14 protein-coding genes are annotated in these 15,872 nt (G+C 52.6%); 6 read left to right on the top strand and 8 right to left on the bottom strand.

Going from position 1 to position 15,872, the window contains the following annotated elements; translation table 11 throughout:
• Positions 1-74 precede the first annotated feature (74 nt).
• Together asd and NSS79_RS28440 are read left to right on the top strand one after the other, a co-directional pair.
• Complete coding sequence (gene asd, locus NSS79_RS28435; protein WP_342437082.1) at positions 75-866, top strand: archaetidylserine decarboxylase; 792 nt, start codon at positions 75-77, stop codon at positions 864-866.
• Between the two features lie 191 nt (positions 867-1,057).
• The gene (locus tag NSS79_RS28440; protein WP_342437083.1) at positions 1,058-3,112 is read left to right on the top strand and encodes a methyl-accepting chemotaxis protein; all 2,055 of its coding nucleotides are present in this window, start codon (positions 1,058-1,060) and stop codon (positions 3,110-3,112) included.
• 106 nt (positions 3,113-3,218) lie between these two features.
• Here NSS79_RS28440 and gpmA read toward each other — a convergent pair whose 3' ends face one another.
• The 3 genes from gpmA to NSS79_RS28455 form a co-directional block, all read right to left on the bottom strand.
• The gene (gene gpmA / locus NSS79_RS28445) at positions 3,219-3,968 is read right to left on the bottom strand and encodes a 2,3-diphosphoglycerate-dependent phosphoglycerate mutase (protein WP_038596044.1); all 750 of its coding nucleotides are present in this window, start codon (positions 3,966-3,968) and stop codon (positions 3,219-3,221) included.
• 533 nt (positions 3,969-4,501) lie between these two features.
• Positions 4,502-5,287 carry an AraC family transcriptional regulator gene (locus NSS79_RS28450; RefSeq protein ID WP_038596047.1) on the bottom strand — a complete coding sequence of 262 codons (786 nt, stop codon included), beginning with the start codon at positions 5,285-5,287 and terminating at the stop codon, positions 4,502-4,504.
• A gap of 123 nt (positions 5,288-5,410) precedes the next feature.
• Positions 5,411-6,970 carry a PLP-dependent aminotransferase family protein gene (locus NSS79_RS28455; protein WP_342437084.1) on the bottom strand — a complete coding sequence of 520 codons (1,560 nt, stop codon included), beginning with the start codon at positions 6,968-6,970 and terminating at the stop codon, positions 5,411-5,413.
• Between the two features lie 139 nt (positions 6,971-7,109).
• On the opposite strand from NSS79_RS28455, the gene NSS79_RS28460 reads away from it, so the two are divergent.
• The 3 genes from NSS79_RS28460 (at position 7,110) to NSS79_RS28470 (ending at position 9,458) form a co-directional block, all read left to right on the top strand.
• A complete protein-coding gene (locus NSS79_RS28460; RefSeq protein WP_342437085.1) occupies positions 7,110-7,724 on the top strand; it encodes a pyridoxamine 5'-phosphate oxidase family protein in 615 nt (204 codons plus the stop codon).
• A gap of 169 nt (positions 7,725-7,893) precedes the next feature.
• Positions 7,894-9,195, top strand: a complete 1,302-nt coding sequence (locus NSS79_RS28465) for an aminotransferase class I/II-fold pyridoxal phosphate-dependent enzyme (protein WP_342437086.1) — start codon at positions 7,894-7,896, stop codon at positions 9,193-9,195.
• A gap of 152 nt (positions 9,196-9,347) precedes the next feature.
• Complete coding sequence (locus NSS79_RS28470) at positions 9,348-9,458, top strand: hypothetical protein (RefSeq protein WP_020429695.1); 111 nt, start codon at positions 9,348-9,350, stop codon at positions 9,456-9,458.
• Between the two features lie 181 nt (positions 9,459-9,639).
• Here the strand turns inward: NSS79_RS28470 and NSS79_RS28475 are convergent, their stop codons facing one another.
• From NSS79_RS28475 to NSS79_RS28495, 5 genes are all read right to left on the bottom strand, one after another.
• Positions 9,640-10,857: an ABC transporter permease gene (locus NSS79_RS28475; protein ID WP_342437087.1), complete on the bottom strand. Its 1,218-nt coding sequence runs from the start codon at positions 10,855-10,857 to the stop codon at positions 9,640-9,642.
• Position 10,858: 1 nt separating this feature from the next.
• Positions 10,859-11,605 carry an ABC transporter ATP-binding protein gene (locus NSS79_RS28480; RefSeq protein WP_342437088.1) on the bottom strand — a complete coding sequence of 249 codons (747 nt, stop codon included), beginning with the start codon at positions 11,603-11,605 and terminating at the stop codon, positions 10,859-10,861.
• On the bottom strand, positions 11,602-13,110 hold the full coding sequence (locus NSS79_RS28485; protein ID WP_342437089.1) for a DEAD/DEAH box helicase: 1,509 nt from the start codon (positions 13,108-13,110) through the stop codon (positions 11,602-11,604). Before NSS79_RS28485 ends, NSS79_RS28480 begins: the two co-directional genes overlap by 4 nt.
• A gap of 172 nt (positions 13,111-13,282) precedes the next feature.
• The gene (locus NSS79_RS28490) at positions 13,283-14,059 is read right to left on the bottom strand and encodes an SDR family oxidoreductase (RefSeq protein ID WP_342437090.1); all 777 of its coding nucleotides are present in this window, start codon (positions 14,057-14,059) and stop codon (positions 13,283-13,285) included.
• A gap of 27 nt (positions 14,060-14,086) precedes the next feature.
• The gene (locus NSS79_RS28495) at positions 14,087-14,542 is read right to left on the bottom strand and encodes a chemotaxis protein CheX (protein WP_340896739.1); all 456 of its coding nucleotides are present in this window, start codon (positions 14,540-14,542) and stop codon (positions 14,087-14,089) included.
• 398 nt (positions 14,543-14,940) lie between these two features.
• Between NSS79_RS28495 and NSS79_RS28500 the strand changes: the two genes are divergently transcribed.
• Entirely contained in the window at positions 14,941-15,843 is a 903-nt protein-coding gene (locus NSS79_RS28500; protein ID WP_340896738.1) for a LysR family transcriptional regulator, read from the top strand.
• Positions 15,844-15,872 lie beyond the last annotated feature (29 nt).

Here is a 15,872-nt window from a genome sequence, read left to right on the forward strand (position 1 = left end):
ATGTCAATATAATTCAGAGCGGATAAGGCCCCGGGTATGGGGCCTTGTTGCTGCATGATGGAAGGGAGATGTTCATGGTTAAACAATTACTGCGGCTGATGACGGAACTGTCCTCGCACAGATGGCTTTCCCGGTTGATGGGGACTTTTTCCCATAGCAGACTCAGCCGTTTTTTGATCCCGGTATTTATTAAGTCCTATCATATTCCCGCTGCTGAAGCGGAGAAGCAGTCCCGACAATATCGTACACTTAACGAGTTTTTCAGCCGGCGGTTGAAACCGGGGATGCGCCCTGTCGCAAGCGGGGACAATGTCGTAGCCAGTCCGGTGGATGCGATGATTACCGCCATGGGTGAGATTCATTCCGGAACAATTATGAATGTAAAAGGACAGGATTATGAGCTGGAAGAACTGCTTAACCACTCTCCGCACCTGGAGCTGTACAAGAAAGGCTTTTTCTTCGTGCTCTATCTGAGCCCTACGGATTATCACCGGATTCACGCGCCCCTCACCGGGCGTAAAGTCGAGAGTGATCATATCCGCGGCCGGGCTTATCCTGTCAATGAATTTGGCATGAGACATATGAAGGGTGTGCTGAGCCGCAACGAACGTCTTATTACTTATATCGCGGGAGCGAATGGGGAAGCAGCGGTTGTAAAGGTAGGCGCAATGAATGTCAGCAGCATCCGCTACACCGATGAACAGGCCATGGAATGGCAAATCGGCGATGATCTGGCTTATTTTGAATTCGGCTCAACCGTAGTACTGCTGCTGGAGAGCGGCACCTTTACCCCAAGGGCCGGGCTGACAAGCGAGACCAAGGTCAAGATGGGGGAACTGCTGGGAACCTTGCAGCGTCATCTTTAACATTTCATCCTAACCTAACAACGAACATATAAGGGTACTCCGCAAGCCTTGAACAGGGCCGGAGTATCCTTTTTCATTGAGCTGATATTTATTACAAATTTTAAGCATTTGGCTGATGTTTCCTCTTGATTATCAACATGATCCCTCCGATATACATGTAGGAACATACATACATCAGGGGGAACTTTTACATGAACAAATCGAAAGACCGGCTTGGCAAATTCACTAACTTATCTTTAAGGATCAAGCTTCCCGGGCTGATTACCCTGTTGGTAATCGCCAGTGTGCTGGCTATATCCGTTTCAGTGTACATTTTGGGCTCGGAACTGCTGCTCAAAAAAAGCAAAGACGAGATTACCGCCAACGCCGACCGGATCGGGGAAGGCTTATGGACTGCCGTGCAGCTGCAGAAGGAGGCTTCCTATCTGATTTCATCGCAGGAATTGTTCCGCGCGCTGTTGAATCTGCGGGAGGAGGGAACGTTGTCCGAAACCGAGTTCTTTTCCGGGAAAAACCCTTATTACAGTGCCTCCAATGAGAAGCTTGCTACAATCCTGAAGAACACAAGGGGCAGCCAATCTATGATCATCCTTGATGCCAAAGGAACCATTGTTGCCGGAAGCAATAAAGAGACCGTCGGCGAATCACGCACAGACAGGGAATATTTCCAGAAATCCATAAAAGGCGAAGCTTTTATCAGCGATGCAACAGTATCCCAAAGCACAGGAAAGTTGATTATAGCTTTTTCCCGGCCGATTAAAGATTTAAGCGGCAAGGTGATCGGCGTGTATTCATCCAACATGAGCTCCGAATTTTTTATAGATAAATTAGGAAAAATTCAAATTAACGGCCAGGGCCAGATTGAAATTCTGAGCCGGAGCGGAATCGTGCTGTACAATTCGAAAGATGAGAAAAGAATCGGATTAAAACCCGAAGGTACCGAAGCTCTGCTTAACCTGCAGGCGAAAGACGATATCCTCACAGGAGAAAGTGATCTCGGAACAGAATATCTCCGTTACAACAAGATTCCAGATGCCGACTGGATAGTATCGGTCATTGATTCTTACGAGGATATCAAAATGCCGATTATGTCCATGCTTAAGCAGATTGTTGCCATTTCCATACTGGCCGTGCTGCTCGTTAATGCGATCGGTCTGATAGTATCCAGATCGATCACACGGCCGATTGTGCAGCTGAGCAAATTGTTCAGACAACTGGCCTCAGGCGACCTGCAGGTTACTGCCACAGGAAAATATAATAGTGAATTCAAGGAGCTTGCCGACAGCTTTAATACGATGGCTCAGCAGAACAAATTGCTGATTACGAATATGAACACCTCCATTTCCGTGCTTAATTCAAGCACCAAGGCTCTGGACGAGTCCTCCAAGCAGACAGCCAAATCGATCGGCGAGACAACGGTAACCACTGCAGAAATTGCCACAGCTATAGAGTCGCAGGCGCATGATACCGAGACGATTGTGGATAAATTCCTCAGCTTCGGCGAGAAATTCGTCTCCATGAATGAAAAAGCCCAATCCGTCAAAGAGCGGGCCGATGAAATTATTGAAGTCTTCCACAGCAGCAATCAGGTTGTAGAAGAGCTGTCCAATATCAGCGAGCAAAACGATGAGGAAGTACAGAAAATCTCTGCGATTACCCTGAAGCTGCAGGAAAGCTCGAGCAGTATCGGCCAGATCACCGGAGCGATCAGCAATATTGCCAAGCAGACAAATCTGCTTGCACTAAACGCCTCTATCGAAGCGGCAAGGGCCGGAGAATATGGACGGGGATTTGCCGTAGTTGCCACTGAAATCCGCAAGCTGGCTGAACAGAGCTCCATCCAGTCCAATGAAATCAACGGGATCATCGGGCAGAATCTGGCCTTCGTACAGGAAAATCATCAGAGCGTGCAGCAGATTAAGGATATTTCCACACAGCAGGACGAATATGTAGGCAGAACCCGGCAGGCCTTCCATGCCATTCACCAGAATATTACGGATATCACCGAACAGATTAAGAGCATGGCTGATGACATTGCCCTTATGCAGCATGACAAGGACGAAATGCTGGAATCCACGCAGAATCTGTCTGCATCGGGTGAGCAGGTTTCGGCCTCAGTTGAAGAGGTTACGGCCACAATGCATGAGCAATCTTCTATGGTTCACCGTTTAGCCGATATGGTCGAAACAATTGACGGGTTAACCAAAAGCCTGGCGGAGGCCGCCTCCAAATTCAAGCTGGAATAGCAGTACATCTTCACCGGAAAGCAGCAAAAGCAGCAGGTCTCTGTTACAGGGACCTGCTGCTTTTGGGTTTCATGAATGATTTCGTTTAGACAACGCCCGAATATCGCTACTCCGTTACCTTGCTCTGGTTAGCCACCTCACGGGCTTTGGCCTGCACCTCTTCGGGCACGCCGAGATAGAAACGGCTGATCGGCTTCACATCGTCATCCAGCTTATAGACCAGCGGAACACCGGTCGGAACATTAAGGTCGAGCAGCGCTGTCTCGTCAATGTCCTCCATAAATTTGATCAGCGCCCGCAGGGTGTTGCCATGTGCCGAGATCAGCACCCGCTCTTTCTTGCGGATCAGCGGCACAATCCGCTTGCCCCAGAAATCGCCGACGCGGTGAACGGTATCCTCCAGGCTCTCGCCGCGCGGGATATCCCCGGAGCGCACCTCCTTGTAGCGGATATCGTTTCTGGCATAACGCGGGTCATCGGGTTCCAGCAGCGGCGGACGGACCGACAGGCTGCGCCGCCAGATATGAAGCTGCTCTTCACCATATTTCACCGCAGTCTCACTCTTGCTCAGCCCCTGCAGCGCACCATAATGGCGCTCATTCAGCTTCCAGGATTTCTGTACGGGAATCCACAGCAGATCCATTTCTTCCAGCACATAATTAAGTGTCTTGATCGAACGTTTCAGTACAGAAGCGAAGGCCAGATCGAACGTGTAGCCTGCTTCTTTTAACAGCTTCCCGGCCGCTTTGGCCTCTTCTATTCCCTTTTCCGTCAGATCGGGATCGCTCCAGCCTGTGAATAAATTCTGACGGTTGTACTCGCTCTCCCCATGCCGTATCAATACGATTTCATACATATTCTTTCTCCCTCCTTCAGCCATTGGTTTGGTCATTTTTTCTGCTGCTCAGTATATGAATTCAGCTGCTCACCGTGCTTTCTCAGGATTGGGCTGAACAATTGTACGCTCATACAAAAACCTCTTTATCCTTATGCCCCTGCATAGATAGAAGAATACACCCCAGTACCGCAAGACAGAGCCCTGTATCTTCTATTCAGAAAGAATCCGCTGTACCCTTTTCTTCTACATGCCAGTCTATGAACCATGAACCATTCAAAAAACCGGACGCCGCAAGGCCCCGGTTCTCCACTTGTATTTGATACTGCCCTTGTTGTCAGAACCAACAGTCTGTAGCTGCCATGTTATTCTGCTTCAAGCGTCTCCAGCGGTTTCGAAAAACCCCGGCGCCTCCACCTTTACATTCACTATTGCATATTCTGCGTCCTCTAAACATCAGTTATGTTCTCCCTTCCAAGCTGCTATGTAAATCGTCGCATACTAAGTTGCAACGTATTTACCCTTGCAGCAAAAAGCTGAAACAAAAGGAAAAATCAGCGGATTTCAGACGGACTTTTCCCCGTATGCTGCTTGAACTGGCGGCTGAAAAAGAAAATATCGCGATAGCCCAGTGCATCGGCCACCTCGGTGACATTCATCCCGGCATATAGCAGCAGGTGCTGGGCCCGCTCAATCCGGGCACGGATGACATAGGACTGGACCGAGGAGCCTGTAATCTCTTTGAATTTGATCGAAAAATACCGTGGCGACAGCCCCGCCCGGGCTGCCAGATCCTCTACCCGGTGCGCCGCTCCGGGATGCTGGCTGACGTAGTTGGCCACCTCGTGGATGACCTCAGCCAGCTGATTGCTGACATGCCGCTCTACCGGCATCACCCGGTCCTCGCGCAGCAGATGAATCATCAGCTGCTTCAAGATCAGCCGCCCCTCCTCTTCTGCAGCGTAGGTCTTCACCAGGAACAGGCGGACATAACGGGCGAGCAGATGCTCGAATTCCACTGTTTCGGTCAATTCACGGTAAGGCTGGGGAATATCCGTGACCTCTTCGGTTACGTCAAAATGAATGTATGTAAGCACTAGCGGCTTTTGCGGATTATGGGTCGCATACGTAAAGTCGCCCGGACGGAACAGGAAGCAGCTTCCCTTTCCTACCTTGAAAGGCACTCCGCTGCGCACAACCGTACCTTCTCCGCTCCAGACATAGAACAGATCATAATTTTGCAGCGGCTTCTCTCTTTTTTGCCACTTCCAGCCCGGTTCGCAGACAATTTTCGCCAGGGCAGGCAGGATCACAAAAGAGGACGGCGATGCATGCAGCATAATATTTCCTCCTAAATTTTTTGTGAGCGTTACCTCACTGAATTAGCTTCGACAAATAATCGCTTTGAAAGCATATGCTTAAGTTTTGTAAGCATACATTCTCCCTACTCTTATAATACCTTGTCACGTGTATTTTTGCACATCCTTCCAGGCCAGAAGCAGGCGGTTCACCCCTTCTTCCAGTGCCTCAGCATCGAGAAGGGAAAAAGAAAAGCAAGCGGCCGGACTACCCGGGCCTATCCGGTACAGTGCTGCGTCGCGGAAGTCTGTGCCTCGCTGCAAAGCCGCTTCCCGGAAGGCGGAATACTCCTGTTCCGAGCGCAGCCACCGGGCATAAATATGCAGGCCGGAATCGCCGGGCAACGGCTGAAAGAGCATGCCGAGCCGCTCATTCAGAAGCGCACGGAAAATGCGGGCACGCTCCCCGTATATGCGCGTCATCCGCCGCAGATGGCGGCTGTATCCGCCAGTGCTCATGAACCGGGCCAACGCCCGCTGCTCAAGCTGTGCGCCTGGAAGCGGCTCATAAAGCGCCTTGGCCGCTGTCACAGGACCCACCAGCGAAGGCGGCAGCACGGCGAACCCGAGCCGCAGCCCGGAGAACATGCTGTTGGAGAAGGAGCCGATATACACCACCCGGTCCTCCCGGTCGAGCGCTTTCAGCGGTTCAATCGGCCGGCCGCCCCAGCGGAACTCGCTGTCATAATCATCCTCGACAATGACTGCCTCCTGCCGCCGGGCCCATTCCAGTAAGCTGCGCCGCCGGTCGAGCGGCAGTACCGCTCCCGTGGGGAATTGGCGGCTTGGCGTCACAAACAGCAGCCGGGCTGCCCAATCCTCGGGCACAAGCCCGCTCTCGTCAACCCGTCCCGGCAGCAGCTTACCGCCGCCAATCTCCACTGCCCGGCGGATGCCATGAAATCCGGGATCTTCCACAACGGCAGGTTCCCCCGGTTCCAGCAGCAGCTGCACCAGAAGGACAATGCCCTGCATCGAGCCGCTGAACAGCACGATCTGCTCCGCATCGGCTCTGATTCCCCGGGTAATCCGCAAATGGGCGGCTATTGCCCGCCGCAGGCTCTCCTCCCCTTGCGGCGGACAATAGCCCTCCAGCATCCCGCCTCCCTTGCCTCCGGCATAATTCAGTGCGCTCCGCCACTCGCCGTAAGGAAAATGTTCAATCCGCATGCCACTGCTGCGAAAGCTGATGGCATCTTCACCAGCCTGCCCGTAGATGGAAACCTGGCGCTCCATCAGGCGCTCTCCCCAAGAGGTAAGCGGGATCGCTCCAGGTTCAAGGAATTCCCGATCAGGTGTGCGAATTTCCTCACCTGCCGGATTGAGTCCAGCGCCGACCCTTGGTAAGTCAACCACCTGATGATCGGTTGAATCCTCCCTGTATACCGGCTCTCCCCCGGCAGCAGAAAAAAAGCTGTCATCTGAAACAAAGGTGCCCCGGCCCTTCTCAGTCTTGATGTAACCGTCAGCCAGCAGCATGTCATATACCTGTGATGCTGAACCGCGCGACACAAGATACAGCCCGGCAAGCCGTCTTGTTGACGGCAGCCTTGTCCCCCCGGGAAGTGTCCCCTCCAGGATCGCTGCCCGGAGCGCATGATATAACGCCAGATATTTATAACGGTGGATGGCCAGATACTGGTCATATGGCAGTGTGAAATTCATCTCCCCACCCTTTCCTCAAAAGTGGACTATTAAAATAACTCTAAACCGGTCCTTTTTCATTGTCAATTTATCAACTATTCTAAGTAAAACAATTACTCAAGGTGAGTACTCCGCCACTATGATGAAAAGGACGTGTATTATGCGCAGAAAAGAATTTAAGATAGAGCAGGAAGAAGAAGTGGCCCAATTTTTGCAAGGAATGAGCTTTGGTTTTCTCGGTACAAGCGATGAACAGGGACAGCCGCGGGTCACTCCGCTGAATTTCGTCTATATGGAGGGCTGCTTCTATTTCCACGGCAGTCATGCCGGAGGCAAAATGAAGAGCATCCGCCAGCAGGCGCGGGTCTGCTTTACCGTTGCCGACGAATACGCGCTAATCCCCTCTTATTTCAGCGATCCCCATCTGGCTTGCCCTGCCACGGCCTATTTTAAAAGCGTAACTGCTTATGGAGTGGCCGAACTTGTGGAGGCGTCCGCAGAGAAGGCTGCTGTATTGTCCCGGTTTATGAACAAGCTGCAGCCCGAAGGCGGCTTTGATCCTATTGATGCCGAAGATCCAAAATACCGCTCGCGGCTAAAGGGTGTTGCGGTCGTACGAATTGTTCCGGATGAGCTGACAGCCAAATTTAAGTTCGGCCAGAATCTGAAAGATGAGGAGCGGGCCGGTATCACCCGGGGTCTGGAGGAGAGAAACGGAGAACGCGATGCCGAAACGATAGAAATGATGAAAAAATACTGCCCCCACCATAGCTGACTTAAGTAGAGCACCGAAACGAATTACAGATTGGCTAACGCCGCTGAAAATATTCTAAAAGTATTTATAAAATGGCTGCTTTCATCAGTGACGGCTGGGAATCACGGTGATATAATGTTAGGCAATGTTAACGTATATATCCCAGAAGAATACCGGAAGGATGAAACTGATGAATCCACTGGCTGGACAATTAAACGAAAGCATCAAGGCAGGCAATGAACATGTGTACGATATGCTCTCCGATCTTGGCAAGGCGCTCTATTTTCCTAAAGAGGGCATCCTGAGCCAATCCGCAGAAGCAACAGCTCACGCCAAGAAATACAATGCAACCATCGGTATTGCTACCGAGAATGGCATGCCTATGCACCTTGGAGTCATTCAGGATAAGCTCTCGGCTTACAGTCCCAAAGACTTGTACGGCTATGCTCCTCCTGCAGGCAAACCAGAGCTGCGCACTGTATGGCGGGAAAAAATGCTCCGTGAAAATCCATCGCTCGAAGGCAAATCCTTCGGCAACCCTATCGTTACCAATGCCCTGACGCACGGGCTCAGCATAGTTGCCGATCTGTTCGCAGAACAAGGCGATGCCATCATCTATCCGGACAAGAACTGGGAGAATTACGAGCTGACCTTCGGCATCCGCCGGCTCAGCGAAATCGTCAACTATCCGCTTTTCACTGAAGATATGAAATTTAATAGTGAAGGACTGCTGGAAGCGCTGCTCGCCCAGAAGGGACGCGGCAAAGCCATTGTCCTGCTCAACTTCCCTAATAACCCTACAGGCTATACTCCCGGCCTAAAAGAAGGAGAAGCCATCGTTGCCGCGATTCTGCGCGCTGCCGAGGAAGGCATCAATGTCGTAGTCGTCAGCGATGACGCGTATTTCGGACTTTTCTTCGAGGATTCTCTCAAGGAATCGTTGTTCGGCCGTCTGGCCAATCTCCATCCGCGCGTGCTGGCCGTCAAGATTGACGGGGCCACCAAAGAGGAATTCGTCTGGGGCTTCCGCGTCGGCTTCATCACCTACGCTTCGGAGAACAAGGAGCTGCTTGCGGCACTGGAACAGAAAACGCTCGGCATTATCCGCGCCACTATTTCCAGCGGTGCACACCCGTCTCAGACGTTTGTGCTGGACGCACTGAAGGCCCCTCAGTTTGCTGAACAGAAGGAAGAAAAGTTCCAGATCATGAAAGGCCGTGCCAACAAAGTGAAGGCACTGCTCGACAGCGGGAAATACGGCGATGACGTATGGACCTATTATCCTTTCAACTCCGGCTACTTTATGTGCCTGAAGCTGCACACTGTATCCGCTGAAGACCTGCGGCTGCATCTGATCCACAATTATGGCCTGGGCACAATCGCCCTGGGCGAAACCGATCTGCGCATCGCCTTCTCCTGTATTGAAGAGGAGCAGCTTGAAGATTTGTTCGACCTGGTTTATGCGGGAATCCGCGATTTGGAAAAAGCCTGATCCCAAAACCATTGATCTCGAAATCAGCTCCGGGTACCCGGAGCTGATTTTTTTTGACTTTCCCTGCGACATTGGCCTATACACGTTAATCTATCCGCACATACAATACGATGTACTCAAGTACAGCAAACACATTCGAAAGGGGAATGAACATGAGCGAAGAAGTAAGAGGCGGATACGGATACCCTGGATTTACAAGCACAGGTGCAATTTTGGTTCTCTTTATCCTGCTGGTTATCATCAGCCGTTCCCTCTTTGTCTAACCGGGAATGACTCTCCTTGGGAGGGAGCCTCGGGCTCTCTCCCGTTCCCGCGTGACAGCATTCCCTGTTCTGCTAATCAGCACAAAGACGCCTTGACGGGAGCATCCGCTCTTATCAAGGCGTCTTTGTGCTTGGAGCGGAATACAGGCCTGCCGGCATTCCACTCCGGTCTCACCAAAAGTTAGAAATCCTCATCCACCGCGGCTTCTTTGCGCTTCAAGTATTCCTTGAACACGTAGGCCAGTAGCGCTCCGGCAAGGAAGGTGCCGAGAACAGGCAGCGGACGTTCACCCGCTGTGGCCAGAAATGGCAGGCCGGTCAGCAAGGCCAGCAGCAAAAGGGCGCGGAAGATGAACTGGTTCGTGCTTTCACCCTTGCTGCCCTCTGGCAGAGGATACACCGACAGCCAGAACGACTCGCTATGCAGCTTGCGCAAAGCCGACAGCTGAATGCCCATGATGAACAGGAAGAACAAGTAAATGCCGCTTCCCACATAGCTGCCGCGATTCCACCAGACCAGCAGCAACGCCAGGACAGCGATCCGCATCACAATAGCGAAGACATCTCCCCGGGCAAAGCTTTTGGTCAGCAGGAAGCGGTAAGCAGCGTTACTCCGCCATGCGATACCGCTCCCCCAGCGTGACAGGTAACGCCGGGCGTATACCCGCTGCTCACGTCCCGGCACATCCACGAACCAGCCAAGAATCATCAAGGCCCTCGACCCCTGGTTTTTCTCCATGGCAATCAGACGCTCCCAGGGAACGGAATGCCGTCCGGGAACAGAACATGCAGCCAAATATGCCGCCGCCAGGATCAATATGAAGATCAGGGCCCGGAGAGACGGCTGCCATAGCCATGCCGCAATCATTAATCCGCCTACTGCCCAGCGCAGCAGATTGTAGGCCACTGCGGCCGGGCGGGATATCATTGCGGTTTCCCGCCATAGCCCGTAGCTGGACAGCAATTTCACCAGAATCAGAATGAGAACGGTAGCGAACAGACTCCTAGGGGATTCATCCGTACGTATGTACAAGGGCCAGACAGTGATCAGTACAAACAGCAGCCGCACAATTTTCCACACATTTCCGCTTACCCAGCTACGGGCAAAATATTCCTTCATCCGGTGTCCCTGCGGAAGCAGAAATATAGTATCCGGACTCTGCAGATACGTCCGGAAGCTGCTGTGCACTGCCGCAGGCAGCAGCAGGACCAGCATAACCCAGCGGATCGGAATACCTGACGGAGTGTCCCGAAGCAGCGAAGTATACCAGGCCGAGAAGACAATCAGCAGCAGAAGCAAGAGCATCGCTACACCGCTCTTAATGACATACCCCACATAAGGCAGCATGCTTCCCATGAACCGGCTGCGCCGCTGCCGGCGCAGCTCCTTTAAATCCATATCATTTCCCTCCCTGAACCAATTCGTAGAACAGCTGCTCCAAGTTCAAGCCCTGCAGCCCTGCAGCTGCGGTCATCTCTGCAAGCGTGCCTTGGGCAATAACCTTGCCGCGGTGCAGCACGATAAAGCGGTCGCAGTAGTTCTCGATTGTGGAAAGGATATGGGAGCTCAACAGGATCGACGCCCCCGTTTTTTTCAAATCCAGCATGAAGTCGAGCAGAGAGCGGATGCCCAGCGGATCCAGGCCAAGAAAGGGCTCATCAATGACATACAGTGCCGGACGCGCCACGAAAGCGCACATAATCATCACTTTCTGCTTCATCCCTTTGGATAAATGGGAGGACAATGTATCCATCTTGTCCTCCATATTAAAGAGTGCGGCCAGCTGCCCGCTGCGGGATTCATAGTCGCTGCGCTCCACGCTGTAAGCTCTGGCAGTGAATTCGACATGCTCGCGGACCGTCATTTCCTCGTAGAGCAGAGGAGATTCCGGCACAAATGACAATGCGCTGTGATACCCCTCCGGGTCAGCACTGCGGGTTTTGCCCTTTACGGTAATTTCACCTTTATGGGGCGACATCAGGCCAAGGATATGTTTCATTGTCGTGCTTTTTCCGGCTCCGTTCAAACCGATCAGTCCAACCATTTCACCGGGCTGCACCTGAAGGCCGATATCATGAAGCACCGGCTTGTTCAGGCTATACCCACCACTTAAGCCCGTAATCTCGAGTACGGGGGCTGTATTCATTGACCGTCACCTCTCGGGGTTTTGTTCTTGAGCCATTTTGGGGCTCCCTTGTTCTTGCGGTTCTTCTCACGTTCCGCACTGCTGCCGCGCGGTTTACCCGCAGGAGCGGCACCGCCGCGCCCGCCTGCAGCCGGGCCCGTACCGTGGTGCCCTTCGCGCCGCACTTCTCCGCCTGCGGCAGTTCCCGCCTGGCCTTGCCGCGGCAAGGCCGGTTTGATGGCCGCATCGGCCTGCACAGCCGATGTCCTTACAGGCGGCTTGCCGCTGCGCGGTGCGGCGCCTTCCTTGCGCTGGGTGGCACTTTCCTTGCGCGGGGTGGCACTTTCCCCGCGCCCGCGTTCGCCGCCGCCCAGCGGGCTGCGGGCTTCATCAGCCGCCATAACCTTGCCGGCGACCATTTCCTTCTCCTCAAGCGTGATATTCAGCTCCCGGGCGAATTTGCGCATAATGAACGTCTGCTGCTCCGTTATAATGGAGACCGAAAGTCCGCGGCGTCCCATACGTCCCGTACGCCCTGCCCGGTGCACATAATGCTCCGAGTCAAACGCCGGATCAAAGCTCACTACCAGCGTCAGATTCTCGATATCCAGGCCCCGGGCCGCTACATCGCTCGCCACCAGTACGCGGAACTTGCCGTCACGGAACCGGGTAAGCACATTGCTGCGTGTCACCTTGTCCGCATCCCCATAGATCGCCGCTGCCGTAAGCCCAAGATGGTTCAGCTTTGCTTCCACCTCGGCAATGTCCTCGGTAGCATTCACGAACACTATCGCCCGCTGCGGGTTGTAATGGCGGATGACCCGGCGCAGCATATCAATCTTGTTCCGTTCCTCTGCCACCACATAGTGATGCTCAAGAGTCTGTGCCGTCATCACTCCGGGATCAATGCCGACCTCAGCCGGGTTCTTCATCTCCCGTGCGGCCAGCGCCTGGGTCTCCGGTCCGATGGTCGCAGACAGCATGACCAATTGGCGCGTGCGCAGCGCGCTGCTGACGATCTTCGCCACTTCACCGGCTCCGCTGAGCTGGAACATCTGGTCCGCCTCATCGATGATGATCGTGCTGACCTCATGCATTTTCAGCTTGCGGAGGCCGATCAGCTCCCGCACGCGTCCAGGGGTGCCCACTACGAGCTGGGGATGCTCGCGCAGCTTGTCAATCTGGCGTTTGATCGCCGCTCCGCCGATCAGGCCCATCGCCTTGATCCCCCGGTGGGCCCCATAGCGCTCGGCCTCACGGAGGATTTGCATCGCCAGCTCCTGGGTTGGTGCCAGCACCACCTTTTGGACCACCCGGTGCTCCGGGTTAATCCCTTGAATCAGCGGCAGCAGGTATGCCAAGGTTTTGCCGGTACCTGTCTGGGAAGCGGCCAGCACATCTCTCCCCTCCAGCAGAAGCGGGATCGTCTGCTCCTGTACCGGAGATGGATCAGTAATGCCGAATTCCGACAATCGGGCAACAAGGTCGTCCTGGATGCCGATGGCCGCAAAAGAAGCTTTATTCATAAGTGTAATTCATCCTTTTCGCTTAAGTTAATACCTTCATTATATGCCAAAAAGGCCTCTCCACCAAATGGAAGGCCGTTTATGCAAGGATAAGCTGTCATTAGCACAGGCTAGACCTGCAAAAATGACTGCCGCCCTGCAGAATGACGACAGACACCCGCTGATGAAACCATTATTTTCTGTTCATAACGTTATAGGTCAGCTTATCCGCCAGCCGTGGAAACAAAGCATACAACCGGATGCCGAAACCCGCCAGACCGGGCAGGTCTACTTCCTCTTTGCCTTTCTCCATCAGCTTGACGATCTTGGAGGACACATGCTGCGGAGTCATCATCATCCGGGCTACACTTTTCTCGTATTTGCCTGATGGATCAGCCGTTTTGAAAAAGTCGGTGGCAATCGGCCCCGGGTTCACCGCCGAAACGGTAATCCCGCTCTTCCGGAGTTCCTGGCGAAGCGCATTCGTGAAACCGAGAACCGCATGTTTGGTTGCTGTGTAAGCTACAGCACGGGCTGTACCAATCTTGCCGGCCATGGAAGCCACATTGACAATCTGCCCGCTTCCCCGCTGCAGCATATGCGGAACTACAGCCTTCGTACAACGTACAATGCCCATATAGTTTACATCCATCATATCATCGAATTCATGGGATTCCATCTCGGTAAAACCGGCGAATTTGCCGTATCCGGCGTTGTTGAGCAGAATATCGATCCTGCCGTACACCGCCAGAATTTCGCCAAAGGTCCGCTCCACTTCCGCCTCATCTCTGACATCGCAGGTGTACAGTCCAAAAACGCCCGGAATACCGGCCGCTGTTTCTTTCAGTTTATCTTCCGAACGGGCCAGAAGAATTGGGACAGCCCCGCGCTTGCTGAGCATTCGCGCTGTCAGCGCCCCGATCCCGCTTGAAGCCCCTGTTATGACAACAATCTTGTCTTTAAGTTGCATGAAAATCTTCAGCTCCCAATTGTCCGCCTAAGAGATCATCACTTGAATATCAAGTTCGCCGATGCCTTCCATCAAGAGCGGGATGCTCAGTGCTCTGCGCGGCAGTACGGACATGCTCTCACTCTTCATAAGCTTCGGCGGAGTAATATCCACAGTTACACCTTGGTTGGAAAGAATCGTACTGGCATTGCCGCTGATCATGTTGCCCAGTTCCGAAATCGCGCTCTGCCCCATCTCGTCCATCTCTGTAATCACGTAACCGCCCATCATGGCCGATACCATTTTCAGGGCAACCTGCTCTGCAATCCCAAAGATAATATTTCCGCTTAATTGACCCGTCATCCCCACTTGAATCCATATATGATTATCGATCAGTTCAATATCCTTAATGCCCAGATTACCGGTGGATGGCGAGACTTGTATAACCTGCTCAATTACAATGCGTGCAGACTCTAAAAACGGATTAATTACTTCTGCTTTCATTAAGATGTGTCCCCCCTCTACCAGTCTTTAGTCATATACCGAAAGTCCTATTCAATGATTTTTAATTATACTTCATATATCGGCATTATTCATCAAAAATTAATGGGGGTGTCGAAGGAAATCACAAGATAGTTTGCCTGGCAACATTGCTCTGCCGGAAGGAATCTCCTATAATTTAATCAAATGCCAACAACCGGTGTAAGATATAACTGCATATCCACATTCAATCCGGCTATGGACCGAAATGAATTCCTGCATTATTGCGGAGACCCGAGCAACTATAAAAGTCTTATTGATCAGGCAACAACCAGCTATGCCGTCCCGGGAAAATCGTCCGTTGTTCCCATTACAGGGCGAAGCGGCAGCATTATTCGGTAGTCAAAAAGGGGGGCAAGTCTATGAACATCAGCCAGCTCGAAACGCTGATTACGATCTCCAAAACGATGAGCTTCCGCAAGGCAGGTGAGTTGCTTAACCTGACCCAGCCGGCAGTTTCGGCACAAATCAAAAGTCTGGAAGAAGAGTTCAAAACTCAGCTCGTTGACCGTAACCAGCCCGTTACCTTGACGGACAGAGGCAAAGTGTTCCTTACGCATGCAGAACAGATCGTGAGTATTGTCGAAGAGCTTAAGCAGCGCCTTGCGGATCTTGATGAGAATCCCCAAGGGCATATTATTCTCGGAACGACCACCTCCATTGCCATTCAAATCCTGCCGCGTATCCTGTCCTATTTTCAAGACCAGTTTCCGCATATCAAAACTTCGATTTCCTCGATGTCTTCATCACAAATCTATCAGCATGTCGAAAACGGCCTGGTTGATGTCGGCATCGGTTATCTGATTGGACGGAGTCCTGCGATGACTACTTCTGTGCTGTATTATGATACTTTTGAACTGGTTGTTTCTCCAAGGCATCCTTTAGCCCAGGTCAAATCGGCCGGGATTGAAGCCCTGGGTAAAACACCGCTCATCCTCCTGTCGCCTGACACGGTCGGCCGCAAATTCGCCGATGAGGTGTTCGCAAAACACGGCATCCAGCCGCAGGTCATCATGGAGCTGACCAGCAGCGAGGAGGTTAAGCGGATGGTCGAGCTTGATCTCGGCGCAGCCATTATCTCCAAACAGTCAGTTACGGCAGAGGTCCGCAGCGGCACCCTCAAAATCGTGCCGATTATCGAACTAGAGGTCACGCATCCCGTAGGTGTCATTACCAAGTCCGGCAAATATGTCAATTCGGCCATGAGGCAATTCTTAAGCGATCTAAAGGGCATGCCCGAAACCCAATTTATCGGCTCGGAGTAGAGCCGCGCAGAGCTTTGAATCCATCTGTC

It is taken from the genome of Paenibacillus sp. FSL L8-0436, assembly GCF_038593025.1.
Classification (GTDB): Bacteria; Bacillota; Bacilli; order Paenibacillales; family Paenibacillaceae; genus Paenibacillus_AQ.

Coding starts and splice junctions, on each gene's coding strand:
- asd (WP_342437082.1), top strand. CDS start 75: ATGGTTAAACAATTACTGCGGCTGATGACGGAACTGTCCTCGCACAGA.
- NSS79_RS28440 (WP_342437083.1), top strand. CDS start 1,058: ATGAACAAATCGAAAGACCGGCTTGGCAAATTCACTAACTTATCTTTA.
- gpmA (WP_038596044.1), bottom strand. CDS start 3,968: ATGTATGAAATCGTATTGATACGGCATGGGGAGAGCGAGTACAACCGT.
- NSS79_RS28450 (WP_038596047.1), bottom strand. CDS start 5,287: ATGCTGCATGCATCGCCGTCCTCTTTTGTGATCCTGCCTGCCCTGGCG.
- NSS79_RS28455 (WP_342437084.1), bottom strand. CDS start 6,970: ATGAATTTCACACTGCCATATGACCAGTATCTGGCCATCCACCGTTAT.
- NSS79_RS28460 (WP_342437085.1), top strand. CDS start 7,110: ATGCGCAGAAAAGAATTTAAGATAGAGCAGGAAGAAGAAGTGGCCCAA.
- NSS79_RS28465 (WP_342437086.1), top strand. CDS start 7,894: ATGAATCCACTGGCTGGACAATTAAACGAAAGCATCAAGGCAGGCAAT.
- NSS79_RS28470 (WP_020429695.1), top strand. CDS start 9,348: ATGAGCGAAGAAGTAAGAGGCGGATACGGATACCCTGGATTTACAAGC.
- NSS79_RS28475 (WP_342437087.1), bottom strand. CDS start 10,857: ATGGATTTAAAGGAGCTGCGCCGGCAGCGGCGCAGCCGGTTCATGGGA.
- NSS79_RS28480 (WP_342437088.1), bottom strand. CDS start 11,605: ATGAATACAGCCCCCGTACTCGAGATTACGGGCTTAAGTGGTGGGTAT.
- NSS79_RS28485 (WP_342437089.1), bottom strand. CDS start 13,110: ATGAATAAAGCTTCTTTTGCGGCCATCGGCATCCAGGACGACCTTGTT.
- NSS79_RS28490 (WP_342437090.1), bottom strand. CDS start 14,059: ATGCAACTTAAAGACAAGATTGTTGTCATAACAGGGGCTTCAAGCGGG.
- NSS79_RS28495 (WP_340896739.1), bottom strand. CDS start 14,542: ATGAAAGCAGAAGTAATTAATCCGTTTTTAGAGTCTGCACGCATTGTA.
- NSS79_RS28500 (WP_340896738.1), top strand. CDS start 14,941: ATGAACATCAGCCAGCTCGAAACGCTGATTACGATCTCCAAAACGATG.